This is a genomic window from Paenibacillus sp. FA6 (assembly GCF_051550225.1).
Classification (GTDB): Bacteria; Bacillota; Bacilli; order Paenibacillales; family Paenibacillaceae; genus Paenibacillus_AQ.
This window is the reverse complement of the sequence record NZ_CP188820.1, coordinates 3,358,154-3,375,411: the sequence shown is the minus strand read 5'-3', so window position 1 is coordinate 3,375,411 and position 17,258 is coordinate 3,358,154. Positions and strand designations below refer to the sequence as shown.

Annotated in this window: 18 protein-coding genes; 13 read left to right on the top strand and 5 right to left on the bottom strand. The window is 40.0% G+C overall.

Annotated elements, in window-relative coordinates; all coding sequences use genetic code 11:
* Positions 1-3: 3 nt before the first annotated feature.
* Positions 4-963, bottom strand: a complete 960-nt coding sequence (locus tag ACP8HI_RS15790; RefSeq protein WP_438351857.1) for a glycosyltransferase — start codon at positions 961-963, stop codon at positions 4-6.
* Positions 964-1,069: 106 nt separating this feature from the next.
* Positions 1,070-2,086 (bottom strand): CotS family spore coat protein, encoded by a 1,017-nt coding sequence (locus ACP8HI_RS15785; RefSeq protein ID WP_438347159.1) that lies wholly within the window; start codon positions 2,084-2,086, stop codon positions 1,070-1,072.
* A gap of 186 nt (positions 2,087-2,272) precedes the next feature.
* Here ACP8HI_RS15785 and ACP8HI_RS15780 point away from each other — a divergent pair, with 186 nt between their 5' ends.
* The gene (locus tag ACP8HI_RS15780) at positions 2,273-4,081 is read left to right on the top strand and encodes a glycosyltransferase (protein ID WP_438347158.1); all 1,809 of its coding nucleotides are present in this window, start codon (positions 2,273-2,275) and stop codon (positions 4,079-4,081) included.
* A 32-nt stretch (positions 4,082-4,113) separates the two neighbouring features.
* Positions 4,114-5,193: a glycosyltransferase gene (locus ACP8HI_RS15775; RefSeq protein ID WP_438347157.1), complete on the top strand. Its 1,080-nt coding sequence runs from the start codon at positions 4,114-4,116 to the stop codon at positions 5,191-5,193.
* Between the two features lie 117 nt (positions 5,194-5,310).
* Here ACP8HI_RS15775 and ACP8HI_RS15770 read toward each other — a convergent pair whose 3' ends face one another.
* The gene (locus ACP8HI_RS15770; protein WP_438347156.1) at positions 5,311-6,384 is read right to left on the bottom strand and encodes a glucose-1-phosphate thymidylyltransferase; all 1,074 of its coding nucleotides are present in this window, start codon (positions 6,382-6,384) and stop codon (positions 5,311-5,313) included.
* 253 nt (positions 6,385-6,637) lie between these two features.
* Here ACP8HI_RS15770 and ACP8HI_RS15765 point away from each other — a divergent pair, with 253 nt between their 5' ends.
* The 5 genes from ACP8HI_RS15765 to ACP8HI_RS15745 all read left to right on the top strand — a co-directional run bounded on the left by ACP8HI_RS15765 (position 6,638) and on the right by ACP8HI_RS15745 (position 10,726).
* Positions 6,638-7,507 (top strand): YhcN/YlaJ family sporulation lipoprotein, encoded by an 870-nt coding sequence (locus ACP8HI_RS15765; protein WP_438347155.1) that lies wholly within the window; start codon positions 6,638-6,640, stop codon positions 7,505-7,507.
* A gap of 203 nt (positions 7,508-7,710) precedes the next feature.
* The gene (locus tag ACP8HI_RS15760; protein WP_438347154.1) at positions 7,711-7,935 is read left to right on the top strand and encodes a helix-turn-helix domain-containing protein; all 225 of its coding nucleotides are present in this window, start codon (positions 7,711-7,713) and stop codon (positions 7,933-7,935) included.
* A gap of 175 nt (positions 7,936-8,110) precedes the next feature.
* Entirely contained in the window at positions 8,111-9,226 is a 1,116-nt protein-coding gene (locus ACP8HI_RS15755; protein WP_438347153.1) for an ABC transporter substrate-binding protein, read from the top strand.
* Positions 9,207-9,980, top strand: a complete 774-nt coding sequence (locus ACP8HI_RS15750) for an ABC transporter ATP-binding protein (protein WP_438347152.1) — start codon at positions 9,207-9,209, stop codon at positions 9,978-9,980. The genes ACP8HI_RS15755 and ACP8HI_RS15750 overlap by 20 nt, the downstream gene beginning before the upstream one ends.
* Before the next feature lie 50 nt (positions 9,981-10,030).
* Positions 10,031-10,726: an ABC transporter permease gene (locus tag ACP8HI_RS15745; RefSeq protein WP_438347151.1), complete on the top strand. Its 696-nt coding sequence runs from the start codon at positions 10,031-10,033 to the stop codon at positions 10,724-10,726.
* A gap of 156 nt (positions 10,727-10,882) precedes the next feature.
* On the opposite strand, the gene ACP8HI_RS15740 is transcribed toward ACP8HI_RS15745, so the two are convergent.
* A complete protein-coding gene (locus ACP8HI_RS15740; protein WP_438347150.1) occupies positions 10,883-11,692 on the bottom strand; it encodes a TerC family protein in 810 nt (269 codons plus the stop codon).
* A gap of 482 nt (positions 11,693-12,174) precedes the next feature.
* On the opposite strand from ACP8HI_RS15740, the gene ACP8HI_RS15735 reads away from it, so the two are divergent.
* A complete protein-coding gene (locus tag ACP8HI_RS15735) occupies positions 12,175-13,107 on the top strand; it encodes an MBL fold metallo-hydrolase (RefSeq protein ID WP_438347149.1) in 933 nt (310 codons plus the stop codon).
* Between the two features lie 106 nt (positions 13,108-13,213).
* On the opposite strand, the gene ACP8HI_RS15730 is transcribed toward ACP8HI_RS15735, so the two are convergent.
* Positions 13,214-13,792 carry a phosphatidylglycerophosphatase A family protein gene (locus tag ACP8HI_RS15730; RefSeq protein ID WP_438347148.1) on the bottom strand — a complete coding sequence of 193 codons (579 nt, stop codon included), beginning with the start codon at positions 13,790-13,792 and terminating at the stop codon, positions 13,214-13,216.
* A 139-nt stretch (positions 13,793-13,931) separates the two neighbouring features.
* Here ACP8HI_RS15730 and ACP8HI_RS15725 point away from each other — a divergent pair, with 139 nt between their 5' ends.
* The 5 genes from ACP8HI_RS15725 to ACP8HI_RS15705 all read left to right on the top strand — a co-directional run bounded on the left by ACP8HI_RS15725 (position 13,932) and on the right by ACP8HI_RS15705 (position 17,223).
* Positions 13,932-14,999 (top strand): GerMN domain-containing protein, encoded by a 1,068-nt coding sequence (locus ACP8HI_RS15725; RefSeq protein ID WP_438347147.1) that lies wholly within the window; start codon positions 13,932-13,934, stop codon positions 14,997-14,999.
* 92 nt (positions 15,000-15,091) lie between these two features.
* On the top strand, positions 15,092-15,853 hold the full coding sequence (rph, locus tag ACP8HI_RS15720) for a ribonuclease PH (protein ID WP_438351856.1): 762 nt from the start codon (positions 15,092-15,094) through the stop codon (positions 15,851-15,853).
* A gap of 1 nt (position 15,854) precedes the next feature.
* Positions 15,855-16,478 (top strand): XTP/dITP diphosphatase, encoded by a 624-nt coding sequence (locus ACP8HI_RS15715; RefSeq protein WP_438347146.1) that lies wholly within the window; start codon positions 15,855-15,857, stop codon positions 16,476-16,478.
* A 217-nt stretch (positions 16,479-16,695) separates the two neighbouring features.
* Positions 16,696-17,025 carry a hypothetical protein gene (locus ACP8HI_RS15710; RefSeq protein WP_438347145.1) on the top strand — a complete coding sequence of 110 codons (330 nt, stop codon included), beginning with the start codon at positions 16,696-16,698 and terminating at the stop codon, positions 17,023-17,025.
* 66 nt (positions 17,026-17,091) lie between these two features.
* Positions 17,092-17,223, top strand: a complete 132-nt coding sequence (locus tag ACP8HI_RS15705; protein ID WP_438347144.1) for a hypothetical protein — start codon at positions 17,092-17,094, stop codon at positions 17,221-17,223.
* Positions 17,224-17,258 lie beyond the last annotated feature (35 nt).

Sequence of the window (17,258 nt, the reverse complement as noted above, 5' to 3'; positions counted from 1 at the left end):
CGATTACCCCTTTCTGATTAAATTCGAATAAATAGACTCTAATTTTCTTACCTGTTTCGAAGAATCGAAGTTGCTTTCCACCTTTTTACGACCTTTTTCCCCCATTTCTTGTCGTATAGTCGGATTTTCTATTAAATATTTGAATTTTTCCACTAATCCAATGATGTTTTTTTCAGGTACTAAGAGTCCTTCCTGTCCATCGGTAACCAACTCAGGAATACCTCCATGGCGTGTGGAAACGATGGGCAGGCCCGTTGCCATTGCTTCTTTGATTGCGTTGGGAATCCCTTCATGGTTTCCGTCCTTGGTCGTTATGCTGGGCAGGCAAAATATATCCGCTCGGTACAATAAATTGGTGAGTTGGCTGTGTGCAACGAGACCTTTCAGTTGTACATACTTGTTTAGCTTCAATGATGAAATAAGACGTTTTATTTTTCTTCTTTCTTTTCCTTCACCTACGATGACAAGCCGAATGGATGGATATTGATCATGTATCTTTTTGAAGGCATGCAATAGATAGAGGTGCCCCTTTTTCTTATGCAGACGTCCGACAGCAATGATTGTTAGTTGTGTGGTTTTTTGATCACGTTGTTTGTATGAGAATTTCTTAAGATCGATTCCGCTATACATAATTTCAATTTTGTGCCTAGGACACCCCCATCTAATCAACTGTTGTTTCATATGGCGAGAAGGAACTGTGAACTTGTTACCAACTCGGAACAATACAGGTAGCTTTCGATGATATGATTTTCGTCTGTTTCTTTTTGTAGGTAGATCAAATCCGTGAAACGAGGTGATCATGGGAATACGAAGCTGTTGTTTCACACCGATTAATCGGACGCCAGCATTTCCAAAACGTGCATGAATAAGTTTAATATTATTTTTCTTGAATACCATGGAAGTTTTTCTAGTGTTTCGGGGTAATCGTTTAATCCTCGAAAAAGGGAAAAGTTTTAAGTTCATTTTTTTTCGTGCAAACACGATCGGTTTGAACGTTTCAATGTTTTTTAACTCTTCATAAATAAATGTTTCCGAGGGTGGAAGATAACGATGACGAACAAAGGCAATTTTAGTCAAGGATGTTCCCCCTTTCTTGATGTCGTTGTTTTTTAAAATAATGATTATAAACAAATAATGATTTTTTCTTTTCCTGTAGAATCATGAAATTAAGTTGATCAATGCTCATTCGGGCATATTTTTTCTTGCGTAGCATTCGTTCAAAAATATGCGGAAATAACAAGTCGATAGATACAATGCTTTTTACTTCAGGGGATAGTGGATTGTTGTCGTTGTAGATTTTCATCATGCTTCGGAATGTCTTTTTTTCAAATGGCTTTTTTTTTGTATACATGCTGTAAATACGAAGTAAATCCTTGGAAGGAAGATCATAGCGAACATCTTCAAAATCGATCAGTGTTAGTACATTTTCCTTATAAATTAGGTTTTTATGATGAAGATCCCCATGTACTAAACTTTTGGCCGAAACAAGGTCTTTCATGTAGTCTTGATAGCTGCTTTTTTGTAGCTCTTTCAGTGATTTTTTACCAATCTTATAAAAAAAAGAAAGGTTACTGTTGATGATTACATCTTTCTCAGACTTTGATTTTTTGTGTTTGCTGAACCAAACTTCTAATGACTTTAAACGCTGTTTATATTCCTTCTTCCAATGGAGATGATCATAGATTTTTACATCTGGGGGATAATCCAGTTCGCGGGAAGCATGGTGTAATTGGGCCATAACCTCAACAATGGATTCAAGGTCATTCCGGTCCTGTAATCGACTTCCTTTACCTTCAATCCATTGGTATAGAACGTAAGGGACTCGGTTATAGATCATGTACAGGTCACCATTTAAAGTCGGAATAGGAAGAGCCAGCCTGACTCCTCTTTGGGATAACAAATATTCCGATGTAGCGATGAAAAGTTGCCGTTCTGGCTTGATATAAAGGCTTTTGAGAGCATATTGTATACCCTCATTTGTGACAACTCGAGCGACGAAACTGGAGTTTTTTATGTGTTTGATTACATCCCAGGTTTGGATTTTAAATCCGAAGTCTTTCTCCAATTCTTGTTTTAGTTGGTCCATTGCACCCACGATCTCCTTTCTTCCTCACCCGCTCTTCATACCACACTATGCAAAAACCCAAAAAAAGAGTGGGCAAACCTATTCTAATTTATAAAAAACCTATGTATCCAAGAGCGTATACACATTCTGTTTCAAGCTCTCATAAATTAAGGATAAACAAGATATAACCTTGAGGGAGGAATACGTTTGCATCGCATCGCAGTGGTACGTTCCGTTTATTTGCCGATTAGTGAAACTTTTATTTACGGCGAGATTCAACAAATGAAAGTCTTTGAACCATATGTTTTTTGTGAAAAAAAGAAGAATATAAATTCCTTTCCGTTTAAAAATGTAACGATTGACCCCAAATATCATCAATTGAATCGGATGTTGCAGAAGGACTTTTTCCAACTGATTCATGCTAGGTTTGGGCCCTCTGGTATTAGAATGATGCCGTTAAAAGAAAAGTGGAAGGTACCACTAATTACTTCTTTTCATGGCTGTGATTCACCAGGTACCAAAAGGATGAAACAACAAAAAAAATCATTGATGCGTCTGTTTACTGTCGGCGATTGCTTTACAGTCCCCTGTCAAGCAATGAAAGAGGAATTAATTAAACATGGCTGTCCGGAAGAAAAGGTTGCTGTCCAATACAGTGGAATTGACCTTGAACAATTTGCCTACAAAGAGCGGACCATACCTTCAGAAGGCCCGGTTCGGATACTATATGTCGGTAGGATGGTCGAAAAAAAAGGTGCTGAAATGTTGATTAAAGCTTTTCAGCACGTCCAGCAGCTCTATCCTAATACTAAACTCTGCTTGATTGGCGATGGTGAGTTAAAAAGTAAATTGCAACAGTTGAGCAAAAAGCTGCATCTCGAACAGCATATTGAATTTAAAGGTGCTCTTACGCATTCTCAGGTTGTAGAGGAATTGAAACAGGCACATATATTCTGTCTTCCCAGCATGAAGGACCGATCTGGAAATCAGGAAGGAATTCCGAACGCTATCAAAGAGGCGATGGCTTGCGGAATTCCAGTTGTATCCACGTATCACTCTGGAATCCCAGAACTCATTGAAGATGGTAAGACTGGACATCTGGTTAACGAACAAGATGTTGATGGACTAGCAGAGAAATTAATATATTTAATGGTGCATCCAGAATTATGGAAAGAGTTAGGGAAGAACGCTCGAATTAAAATCGAGACAGACTTCAATCGTCAAGTACAAACGGTGAAATTAGAACAACTCTTTGAACAAGTGATCCAGACCCATGCAATGAAGATGCGTGAAAGGCCCTTTTTCAGTGTCATTATTCCGACATATAACCGTGAAAAGTTTATCGGTAGAGCCATTAAAAGTGTTCTGCAGCAGACCTGCACAGATTATGAATTGATTGTGGTTGACGATGGTTCAACTGATCAAACTTCAAAGATAGTGAAATCGTTTGGAGAACGAGTCCGATATGTGTATAAAAAGAATGGTGGACCTTCTGCAGGAAGAAATAAGGGGATTACTTTAGCCAAAGGGAAATACATCGCATTTTTAGATTCGGATGACCTCTATCTACCAGTTAAATTACAAAAGAACAAGGAATTTTTGGAAACCCATCCGGAGTGCCATTTTCTATACAGTTGGTATTACAGTGTTAGAAGAGGAAGGAGAAAACAACTTATAAGTAATATCAAGGGAGTTTCTGATTTGAATAAATTTCGACTTCAATTATATGGGCGAACGTTTACTATCCGAACCTCGACGGCAGTCATTCATCATAGTTGTTTTGATAAAGTCGGACTTTTTAATACTAAATATCGTTATTCTCAAGATTGGGATATGTGGCTTCGTTTAGCCTGTCATTACCGGGGTTACTGCCAAAAAGAACCGTTGGTTTTATACCGCAGACATAATCGAAGGGCAATCCCGATGGGAAATCGACACCGGAGAATTAGGGAAAACGCCTATAAATTATATCGATGGGATAAGGCGACTTTGTTAAGTCTGAAAAAAAGGAAATAAAACTCATATGAACATAAAAGGGGAAATCGTACGTGGGGAAAAATGATCCTACAATTTTGCATCATAAATATTCATTGGCAGACGGTCATGTAGTAGCGCAAATTACAAGTATTAAAGGATATAACGGAGTTATGGTTACGAGTAACTCGAAACAAAGTCGTACACATTCGCCGTTTAGCTCCGTACTTTCTTTAGATGCAATCAAACAAGATCGGAAGCTCTTGAAACAACACAATGTCGTTGGAGTTCATATTCATCATGGTACACTTGCTTCTAAATTTCAATTTCTTAAAGAAGAACATGGGATACCCTTATTTATCGGTTTTCGCGGGAAGGATGCTACCGCGTACCCTAAGGATGAAAAAAATCTAAAGAAATTGAAAAAGTTATTTCGATTGGGTGATCGGTTTTTCCCAGTATGTGAACATCTCAAAAAGGAGATTATCAAATTAGGGTGCCCAGAAAATAAAATTCGTGTTCTATACGGTGGCGTTGACTTAGACCGATTTGAATTCAAGTCCCGTAAATTAGATAGTAACAACAAAATTCAGTTTTTGGCTATAGGACGTTTCGTAGAGAAAAAAGGGTTTTCGGATCTGATTCGTGCATTTTCACAAGTGAAAAAGAAGAATAAAAAGGTCAAATTAATATTAATTGGCGAAGGACCTTGTGAAGCGAAATACCGTGAATTAATCAAAAAATTGCAGCTTGGCACCAGTGTTGACATTATTCCATGGATTGATTACCGCAAAGTTCAGAGGAAATATTACCAATCCCATATTTTTTGTGCTCCGAGTTGTACGGATCGGGAAGGGAATCAGGAAGGAATTCCGAATACGTTAAAAGAGGCGATGGCGACGGGGATGCCTGTTATATCAACGAAACATGCTGGTATTCCTGAACTGGTTGAGAACAAGGTATCGGGACTTTTGGTGTCGGAAGGATCGGTTAGCGATCTAGCAAGAGCAATGTTCTGGTTAGCTGGACATTCTGAAAGATGGGATGCTATGGGACAGAAAGCACGAAAAAAGGTGGAAAAAGACTTTAATTTGACGCTTCAATTGGAAAAACAAAAAAAGTATTATGATGAATTCCTCTTGAAATCGAAATGAATAGATGTAGAAATGATATCCTTTGATTACAACGAAGAAGGCAGTGACTCTCTACTAGTAGAGAGTCACTGCCTTCTTATTCTATTATTAGACTTATTATGAGCGCTATCGAGAGTTTCAGCGGGGGAAATTGAGATGCGACTTATCGCCTATCCATAACTGAATACATTGAGGTTTTTTCGGTTGTCCGATCACTTTCACTTCTCGGCCGATTAAACTTTCATCCACGCGATAAGGAATACTGTCGAGGACTGTGTTCTCCATCACAATGCTATTCTCTATCTCGCAGTTGTAGATGGATACATTGTCAGAAATAGAAGAGAAGGGACCAATATAGGAGTTTTCAATAACCGTGTTTTGTCCAATAATGACCGGCCCGCGAATGACACTATTAATAATTTGGGCGTTTTTTCCGATCGAGACTGGTGAGGAGATGTTTGAATTTATGTCGATCAATCCGTTGATATCAATGCCGGTCATTTTTTTTAATAAATATTGGTTACATATAATCAAATCGTTAGGATGACCTGTATCTTTCCACCAATATGGGGAACGATAAACCCCTAGTTGATATTTGTCGTCAATCAATTGTTGTATGGCATCGGTTAGTTCATATTCTCCACGCGGTGAAGGAGTAATTTTTGCAATCGCATCAAAAAGGGAATGCCGAAACAGATAAACTCCGTTGATGGCAAGATTACTTGGAGGATGCTTAGGTTTTTCGACTACTCTTTTTATTTTCTCACCTTCTAACTGAACAACACCGAATTGTTCCGGAGAATCTACGTGGCTTACGGACACCAAACCATCAAGATTCTCTGCTTGGAACTTATCAATAAGGGGTTGTAACGGTCCGTCGATCACATTATCACCCAAATATAAAAGAAAGTCATCATGCTGAATAAAGTGCTTTGCAACTCGAATGGCATCAGCCAATCCTCTCGGTTGAGGCTGATCGATTAAAGAAATGTCGATATTCCAAGGCTTCCCTGCTTGCAACTCTTCATCAAAGATTTTTCGATATACAGGAGAAACAACGACGGCAATTTCCGTAATACCTGCTTGGATCAATGATTCAATTCCGTAGAATAGAACTGGCTTGTTCATCAATGGCAAGAGATGTTTTGGGCTAGAGAAGGTTAAGGGGCGCAAGCGAGAACCCTTTCCGGCACATAAAATCAATCCTTTCAACAAAAAAACCTCCCTCTATAAAAAAATACTTTCCGTTCATCTGAACAAGGGATACGAATGTGGATATAGAGCTTGTTATGATGCTTCTTACTACTGTATGGGGGCTGGCTTTCTTTTGGCACGGTACTTATCTTGGGAAGCGTAACAAGTTTTTAATGACTTACATTCCAAATTATTTCAAGCATAGCTCTTTGTTAGAATGGTCATCCTATTTTGTGTGAACATATAAATTATAGAGATGGAGGATGAATTCATGATACGATCCAAAACGATAACTATGTCCTTATCCGCTGCCCTCATCGTAGGTATGATTGGGGTAACGGGATGTGGAACCAAAAACACGGATAACCAGAATTTGCGTACAAAAAGTGTGAAGTATAATACGAATTCAATCAATCAAAGCAACCTCAGTCGACATGGTATAAATACTGCAAATAATGATCGTGGTCTTATTACACGCAGTGATAATCGGATGATGAATTTAAGGTACAGCGAAGAGCTTTCGAGTAAGATAGCTAAAATGAAACAGGTCGATATGGCAAAAGTCATGTTAACTGGCGAAAATGCTTATGTGGCTGTATCCATAAAGGACCATAACACATTGAATGGTACGACCACGAACCTAAATAATACAGATAAAGTTCGAACTGGGATAAACTCAATGGGTATCAACGGAAATAGGAATAATGTTGGGGCACCTAGTATAACTGGATCGGGTTCTAATATGAGAAATCAAACAGGTGCTAATTACTCTACTACTAATGAAACTGGATATGGAACAATGGGGACAGGCGCAGACGGTTTAATGCGTGGTTTAACAAGTACCCCTAGAACGATGAATGAGCCGGTAAGTGGAGAAGATCAATATATGACTAAAGAAGTTAAGGACATGATCGCGGATGTCATTAAGAAAAGTGATACTAACATCAAGAATGTTTATGTATCAGCCAACCCAGATTTTGTTGATCGGGTGGGAAACTTTGTGACTGATGTGTCTAATGGTCATCCGATAAGTGGTATTGTGGATGAATTTCAGACGCTAGTTAATCGTATATTTCCGACACCATCAGGGAATATCAACACTACAAATGATCATAGACCGATGAACAATTTAGGTCGGTAATGAACTGATGGAAATATAGGATATAGAACGATGCCAAGAAACCTGTGAGAATCAGGGTTCTTGGCATCGTTTGCGTGTAAGGATAGATGAAGCCTATTTTCAAGCAACAAAGCACCATTAATCGCAATATTTCATAGAATGAGTTGACTGTATCCCTTTACCTTGTTATACCATAAAAACCCGTGCAAGGAGGGGTGACACCATTGAAAGGAAATGAGCACAATAGCAAATTTTTACTGACACATCGTGAACGTGAAGTTTTTGAATTACTTGTTCAGGATAAAACGACACGCGACATCGCCGGTCTATTATTTATAAGTGAAAAGACGGTGCGTAACCACATTTCCAATGTCATGCAAAAGCTGAACGTGAAAGGCCGTTCTCAAGCGGTTGTTGAGCTGATCAAGCTTGGGGAACTCATAATCTAGCGGGCTCGTATAGCCAGCTCTGATTAACCTTCTTTACCTCAATCCCTGCTAGGGAGAGTGGTGAGGGAGGTTCTTTAATTTAAATTTTAAATATACAAATAATAAGGAGTAGTGTAAAATTGGAGTATAGAATGCTTCATGGTAAGAGAATCAAGACTCTTTAACAGGAATCATTGTGAATAAATTCTCAATGTATATGGTGTCGTATATTACCCTAATGATGGGAGAAGGCATTCAAATCCCGAAGCAGAAAAGATTGTTCAGTTATAAAAAAATGACATTGAAAAAGACATGGAGGCTTATCAAGATTATGGAGAGTAGAAAAATAAAGAAGGTAATCATACTTATGATGTTGGTTGTTCTAATGAGTGCCCTTGGAGTTGGTTGTAGTTCAACTAAAAATGCGAATTCGGAGGGTGCGGGAAAAATGGATGGGGGAATACGATCGTTATCTCTTGGATTGTTGCCCTCAATTGATGCTATCCCATTCATAATCGCTCATGAACAGGGCTTTGATCAGAAGCATGGCGTTAATCTGGATATCCAAACGTTTAAAAGTGCAAAAGACCGTGATGCGGCTTTCCAAGCTGGAAGGCTGCAAGGAATCAGCACTGATCTGGTCGCTATTGCCATTTATAATGAAGCAGGGATGGATGTTAAAATTTCTAGTACAACCTTTGGAGAATTTGATTTATTAACAGGGATTGATGATATTAAAGAAGTCAAAGATTTAAAAGGGAAGTCCGTTATTCTATCCAAGAACACATCAACGGAATATACAGTTGCCATGATGCTCAAACAGGCGGGGCTGTCGGAACAAGATATTACGATAAAAGAGGTACCGCAAATACCAACAAGATTAGAATTGTTGAAGAATAATAAGGCAGATGCCGCTATTTTACCAGAGCCATTTGTTACGATGGGGAGATCCGCAGGTCTACACGTGTTGAGCTCGACGGTGGAAGCGGGAGTTAATCCGTTTGTCTTAGCGTTTCCACAGAAGGTCATCCTTTCACAAGAAAAAGAGATTCTAGCCATGTATGCGGCATATGATGATGCGGTTTCTTATCTGAAATCCCATGAACAATCAGAATACATGGATCTGATTATTAAAGAGGTAGGTTTTCCAGAGAGCTTAAAGGATGAGATTAAGGTGCCTGACTACTTATTATCAAATCAAGTGGATGTACAAGAAGTGGAATCAGCTTTCGCATGGGCGAGGGAAAAAGGACTGCTCAGTAAAAATATAACTCCTGAAGAAGTGATCTCTGATGTCAGATTTAAGAAATAGCGGTCTTAGAGTTACGGATCTAAGGGTTGAATATACTGGAGGACAATTGGCGCTGGGACGTGTTAATTTAACGATACCAGAGCATGGCATATACACGATTATTGGACCGTCCGGTTGCGGGAAGTCCACGTTATTACGTGCCATTGCTGGTCTCATCAAGACCTACCAAGGAGAAATTCTCTTTAATGAGAAATCCGTACATAGTCAAGAAACATTGATTGGCTTAGTACCTCAAAGCTATGGACTCTTACCCTGGAAAACAGTTCAATCCAATATACTTATGGCGATGAGAATTAGTCATCCAGATAGAACGCTAAGACAAGCCCAAGAACAGCAAATCCAATATTGGCTTGAATCGATGGGGATTTCTGATTTGGTTGATCGTTACCCCATGTCACTCAGCGGTGGTCAGCAGCAAAGGGTAGCGATCGCTAGAGCTTTCGCTATTTTACCGACAATGATGTTGCTGGATGAGCCCTTTTCTGCACTGGATGCGTTTACGCGTGAAACGATACAGCAAATCTTTTTGGACAATTGGCTCACTCACCCGACCACGACATTATTTGTTACTCATGATGTGGAAGAGGCTATTCTGCTTGGAGAGAAAATCATCGTTATGCCGTCTAACCAGGAAGAGTCGCTCGAAGTGGTCGATAATCCTATATTTCATATGAAGCATGAAGACAAACGCAACAGTGACGAATTTTTTCAACAGACCAAGAGAATTAGAAAGGTAATGCACAAGAAATGGTGAAAAAACGTAAACTCCACTATGGATTAACATTATTATTCGTTTTTTTATGTATGAATATAGCATGGTATATTGCATTTTTGGTCATGGATCATCCGATTCTGCCGAGTCCCAGCGCTGTTTACAACGCCTTAGGTCATTTGGGAATGAAAGAGATAGGGCTTCATGTTTACTACAGTATAGGGCGTGTTTTTGTAGGTGTGTTACTGGGATTAATCATCGGATTGCTCATTGGCTTGCTCATGGGTCGGTCGCAGTTTTGGAATAAGCTTTTGGACCCTGTTGTCTATTTGACATATCCCGTTCCTAAGATTGCGTTGCTACCTGTTGTTATGTTGTTTTTTGGACTTGGCGAAGGTTCTAAAATTTTGATGATTATGTTGATATTACTCTTTCAAGTCATTATATCTGTTCGCGATGGTGTGAAGGCAATTCCAGATCATACTTACGATGTATTGATGAGTATTGGTGCGAGCGCAGCGCAGAAGTTTTGGCATGTCACGTTACCTGGTGCGTTGTCCGTTATTCTTAGTACGATTCGTATTTCATTGGGAACAGCTATTTCCGTTCTTTTTTTCACAGAGATTTATGGAACAGAATATGGTATGGGCTATTTCATTATGGATGCATGGTTAAGAATGAATTATGCAGAGATGTATGCTGGTATTATGCTATTCAGTTTGGTGGGCTTCGGGCTGTTCTTGCTAGTGGATTATTTGGATTATAAATTCATGAAGTGGCGGCATTGATTAGGCGAGGGAAGCTGTTTACTTGGCGGGAGCTATATTGAATGTACAATTAGAATGAGGGTACGGTGATTCATATTAAGTTACATCACACATCATAAAGACGGGTATCATCTTTTTTCAAGGACGATACCCGTCTTTACTTGTTGAATAAGTTCATTATTTCTCCACTTCAGTGGCAACCTTCGTATCCATTTCCTCATCATTCTTACTACTCATAAACCAGCCCAACACGGCAATCAATACCAGAACGATATAAAAAGTAGTCTTCCATGCTGTGCTATGGGCAAATGATTCAGATAGAACACCTAAGGATGGATGAGCAAGAGTAATCACGGCTAGCTTGACACCAACCCATCCTACAATGACGAATGCGGCAACTTCCAGACCAGGACGGGAATGCAGCAGTTTTACAAAGTAGGAAGCAGCAAATCTCATAATGATTAGTCCGATGAACCCACCGGCAAAGATGACAAGGAATTGCCCGCCGTCTAGACCACCGATGTGACCCAGCCCGCTCGCAGGTAGTGCTACGGCAAGTGCTACGGCAGCCAGGATAGAGTCAACTGCAAAGGCAATATCAGCAATTTCAACCTTAAGTACAGTTAGCCAAAAGTTTGCTTTCGTTGGTTTTTTACCGTTAGAAGTAGCATCAGTTGCACTGTCCGATTGAGGCTTTTTGACGAATACTTTACGAATGATATTATTCCCACATATAAATAGTAAATACAGTGCGCCAATAGCTTGAACTTGCCAAATATCGACAAGGTAAGAGATGACAAACAGTGAACCAAAGCGGAAGACAAAAGCTCCAGCAAGACCATAGAATAGCGCCCTTTTTCTTGTTTCATCAGGAAGGTGCTTTACCATAATTGCCAATACTAATGCATTATCAGCAGCGAGAAGACCTTCCAATCCAACGAGTACGAGAAGTACCCAGCTATATTCTAATATTAATCCAAAATCCATTTCTTCTCCCCCTCTTGTCTTTAGTATGCTTCAATGATCTATAAGAAAAACGTCTTTTTGACGTACTTCTGATGATAAGAATCAAAAAAGACCTTTACCAATTAGGTGAGCACCTTTCAAAAATCAAAGGTGGTCCCTTATTTGGTAAAGGTCTCGCTAACAATTGTTTAATACCAATTGCCAATATAGCCGGAGATTAATCTCGTATTGACGACTGTATTGTATGTAGCTACTCCCCTTTACGGGTATGGAATTTATAGTTGAATTAACATTGAAATCATATATTTTTTTCTGGTTAATGTCAATAGTGGGATAAGGCTCTGTGAAAGGAATAATATGATCAAGATGCGTTTTTATAATATAATGAAGAGAGAACGATTGTTAGTGGGTAGCAAGAGGTAGAGGAGGAGAAGATCATACAAGTTGTGAATATGCCGGAGATTAATATATGGAATGATGGAATTATCCAAGTTAAAATATCAATGTCTTATCCATTACGTTGGGTGAACAGTTATGTATTACCGAGCTCAACAGGGGTAGCTATTATCGATCCTGGACCACGTAGCAGTATAACAGAAGAAGAGTGGGGGAATGCATTAGAACATTTAGGATATACGTTAAAAGATGTGAATAAGATATTTGTGACACACCATCATCCTGATCACTTTGGTTTAGCTGGTTGGTTTCAATCTCAAGGTGGCTGCAAAGTGTACATGTCGCAAAGAGCCTATGCTGAGTCTTTACTTATGTGGGGAAGCAACTCCAATATGAATACCGAACTAACGAGTTGGTTGCGACAACATGGATTGCCTGTCACGTTGGCAACTCAGATGGAACAGCATTTACTTGAATTCTTACCACAGGTCTCTCCGACACCAGAAATCACAATAGTAGATGATGGGAGTTATGTTACATTGGGAGGTCGTTCTTGGATGGCTATTGAGAGTGGCGGTCATGCACCTGGACATCTCTCTTTATATCATCAAGACTTAGGAATAATGATGTGTGGGGACGCTATTTTACCACAGATATCACCCAATATTAGTCTGATTCCAGGTAGTGACCCTGAGCCGTTGTACACCTTCATGAATAGCCTACATCGTCTGAAGGAGTACAAGGTGAATGAAGCTTTTCCAGGACATAGGGATCCATTTCATACTGTTCAGCAGCGAATAGAAGAGTTACTTAACCACCATGAAGAGCGATTAATTAAGATTGAGCAACTACTATGCCACTCCTCGCAAAGTGGGTATGAGATTTGTTGTACTCTATTTGGAAATAATCTTTCAACACATCAAATGAGGTTTGCCATATGTGAAGCGCTCGCTCATTTACAGGAGTTGGTTCGCCGAGGTAAAGCAGGAACTTTAGTATCATCATTAGACGGAAGCATTAAGTTTACGACATTGTTATAGGAGGTTCAAAAAGTCATCTTTTGAACTCGAATTGTTAGATTAGATTAATCGAAAAAAACCTCCAAAATCACTATTAAAAGTGGTTTTGGAGGTTTTGTGCTGTCGCTTATTCTGGTGATATTCCATTATTTAGAGGATCCGATTCTGCATTCAAGTCGGAGGAGTCCACTTCTCTCTCTGCTTGCTTACGATGGGCAATACGGCTACTAGCCGCAGCAGCCACTGCACCTACAATATCATCTAGGAAAGTATGCACCTGTCCAGTGGACTTATCATTAAGCCTTTCTAATATTCCAGGTTTTAATTTGTCTACATAGCCATAATTCGTAAACCCAATACTCCCATAAACATTGACAATAGAAAACGCCAATATTTCATCTACGCCATAAAGTCCTTCATCATTGACCAACATCTCCTGTAATGGGGAGAGAAGCTTACCTTCCTCTGCCAACATATCCAGTTGTATACCAGTTAAGACAGCATTCTGAACTTCACGTTTACTAAGAACCATTTCAACATTGTGAACACATTCCTCCATAGTTAGGGCAGGATAGTATTTTTTTTGCAGAAACAGGACGAGTTCAGCGATCTCGGGAATGGTAACTCCTCTTTGGTGAAGTAACTCATGGGTTGTATCCGATACGACCTTGCTATTCAAGCTGTATGAATTCTTTTCCTTTGCCATAACTGTTCACATCATCCTTTGTAATAGAATAAACTTCTCACTTAAGTCCCCAAAACGTAAAAAGTAGTTATTTTTTTGAAAAGGGCTCGTATATATACTAGTACAAACTGTATAAAATGGTTAGGGAGGCACGATAATAATGTTGAAGAAAATGACAATCCGAAATATCTCCGCTGCTGGGTTAATAGTCGTTCCCATAATATTGTCTGGGTGCAGTGGTTTCAGTAGTCAATCGATGGAGATTGATCCACCCCCCGCTCAAATTGAAGCGGAAATGCTTCAGTCCATGAATGGTAGCGCCCCACAAGCAACGAAAGAGCAATTGACACCGACATCCACCGTTTATTTGGCAGACCAACATGGTCTACTAGCTCCAGTATCTATAGGGCTTCCTCCCATGGATAATAAAGATAATATGCTCATGCGTCAATCTCTTGAGGCGATGGTCAAAGATGGGCCTTATGCAGGATATCTACCAGAAGGCTTCTCCGGTGTATTGCCTGAAGGCACAGAAGTGAAGATGGTCTCTGTTGAGAAGGATAGCAAACTAGCCGTTGTAGAGTTTAGTAAATCCTTCACTGAATATGATGCCTCAAATGAACGGAAAATGCTAGAGGCTGTAACTTGGACACTCACAAGCGATCCAAATATTGAGCAAGTTCAATTCTGGGTAGAGGGTAAGAAGATAACCGAAATGCCACTTAACCATACGCCGCTCGATCAGAACCTTGGACGAAGTATGGGTATCAACTTGGAAAAAGGAGATGGAGCAAGTTATACGCATTCCAGCTCGGTAACGATGTACTTCTCATCAGAATCACCGGCGGGCATACAATACTATGTGCCTATCACCCGGCTTGTGGTACCTGGACAGGATACACTTCACGCAGCTCTTAGCGAGCTTATTCGCGGTCCACAGCCAAGAGGTGGGTTGGAAAGTGTAATGACGACAGGAACCTCCTTGCAGTCAGTGAAGTCAGCCAAAGATGGAACTGTGACCGTATCACTTAAGGAAGATATGTTTATTAAAGGGGAGAAGGTTCCTTCTCAACTACTGCAGTCTGTCGTACTGACCGTTACAGAGAATTCTGGAAATAACAAGGTAATCATCCAACTGAATGGCGATTCCAATGTGATAGGTGATGACAATCAAAATTACAGCGAGCCTGTATCAAGACCGCAGTATATTAACGAAATACCGTTATAACATGAAATCCTACTTCAAAAGATGCTTTTATTGCTACACTTTGATAAAATAAGGTTTGCAAAATAGGACGCTAATGATGTAGGAGGCAGATAATATTGAGATCGAACGGACGGAATAACGATCAATTACGGGATATGAAATTAACAACAAATGTGAATAAATATGCGGAAGGCTCTGTGTATATAGAAATGGGAGATACCAAAATACTTTGCACGGCAACTGTGGATGAGAGAGTACCTCCATTCTTAAAAGGACAAGGAAAGGGCTGGGTAACAGCAGAGTATTCCATGTTGCCAAGAGCGACTCATACCCGAAATCAACGGGAGGCCAATCGTGGGAAGCTAACGGGCCGGACGATGGAAATTCAACGGTTAATCGGCAGAGCCCTTCGTTCTGTAGTGAATTTACATGCTTTGGGTGAACGTACGATCACTCTAGATTGTGATGTAATTCAAGCAGATGGAGGGACAAGAACAACCTCAATTACAGGCTCATTTATAGCTCTTTGTATAGCAGTAAATAAGATTTCCCAGCAGCATCGACTGCCGGTATTCCCGATTACTGACTATTTAGCTTCTGTTAGCGTAGGCGTTGTAGGTGGTCAAACGCTATTGGATCTGAATTATGAAGAAGATTCCAAGGCTAAAGTGGATATGAATCTGGTCATGACGGGAAAGGGACAGTTTGTAGAATTACAAGGAACCGGTGAAGAAAGCCCATTCACACGTCAAGAGTTGGACGAAATGCTTCAGCTTGGTGAACAGGGAATTAAAGAGATTATTACTCGTCAGCAGGAAATATTAGGTCCAATTGCTCTTATGATCGGAACTGGCTTAACTGGAAAAGGTGTCTAACATGAAGCTAGGTCAAGACATCATAATTGTTGCCACTAAGAATAAAGGCAAAGTTAGAGAATTTGAACATGCTTTTGCACTGCTAGGTAAACAAGTGAAAAGTATGTTTGATTATCCTGATCTTCCGGAAGTGATTGAGGATGGACATACTTTTGTAGAGAATGCTCTCAAAAAGGCTAAAATGGTTGGCGATGCGCTTGGTTTTCCTGTGCTTGCTGATGATTCAGGACTATGTGTAGAGGCATTGGATGGACGACCAGGTGTATATTCTGCACGCTATGCGGGCGAGAATGCAACGGACCAAGAGAACAACGAGAAGCTATTACAAGAGCTTGAGCAATTGAAACAAGGTGAAGATACAGAACAAACATTGTTAAGCCCAGCAAGTTTTAACTGTGCTTTGGTGTTGTATAACCCCTCTTCAGGAGAACATATGGAGACTTTTGGGACTGTATCAGGCTGGATCACTTCAGATGTAGCGGGTGCCGGTGGATTTGGTTATGACCCGCTCTTCTATGTTCCTGAGTACGAGAAGACGATGGCGGAGCTCTCTTTGGAGGAGAAGCAGTCTATAAGTCATCGTGGGATTGCCTTGCGGGAGTTAATAGATCGTTTGCAGAGATGAACATTCGTCAATTCATAAGAAGGCTACCCATGGGTAGCCTTCTTTAATTATATCTAGCGAACCGTTGTAAGGAAATCAGAATGATGTGTTTGGGGATAGGCGTTATTTCAAAGTCATACAGATATATGCCGAAGGAAGGCATAAAATGTCTGTCCTTTAAGGAAAGCTATAGGTGAGCATACATCAATGCAATGTCAGAGAAGGAGGGGAAGTTGTCGTGGATAAACATAAGTATTATGTATCTGTGCATGGAAGATCCATTTTATTGGATAAAGGTGCAACATCTTATGAATGGGAGATCGAAGCGACACCAGAACAAGCTCAGGAAATCAGTTGGCTGATGGGAATTGTGCAAGAGAAAGAGGAAAAAGCGTTTCTTGGGTATGTATATCCATGGCCAGATACGCCAGAACGAGTAGTGAATTTAGCGTATCAGAATGCATTAGACGATGTCTATAAGATGATATATGAGCTTTGTTCTGAGGAGACCCGTATGCAGATGAGGGAATCTGGGGTGAGTGCGTTTCTTCATTCATATGATGGATAATATCCAAATAATAATACTTATATCTGCCCACGGGTATAACCATACTAATACCAGGAGGTGATATTAGTGGCGGATAAATATAAGAAAAACAAAGGCAATAAGTATGCCCATAATAATGAGTTTGCTGAAGAGGTAATGGCCAAGAATCCAGCTCAACACGTTGAAGATAAAGTAAACTGGCGTCGTGGAAATAAGTAGTAAGAATCGTTTAATTGATATTGCAAGAAATAAAT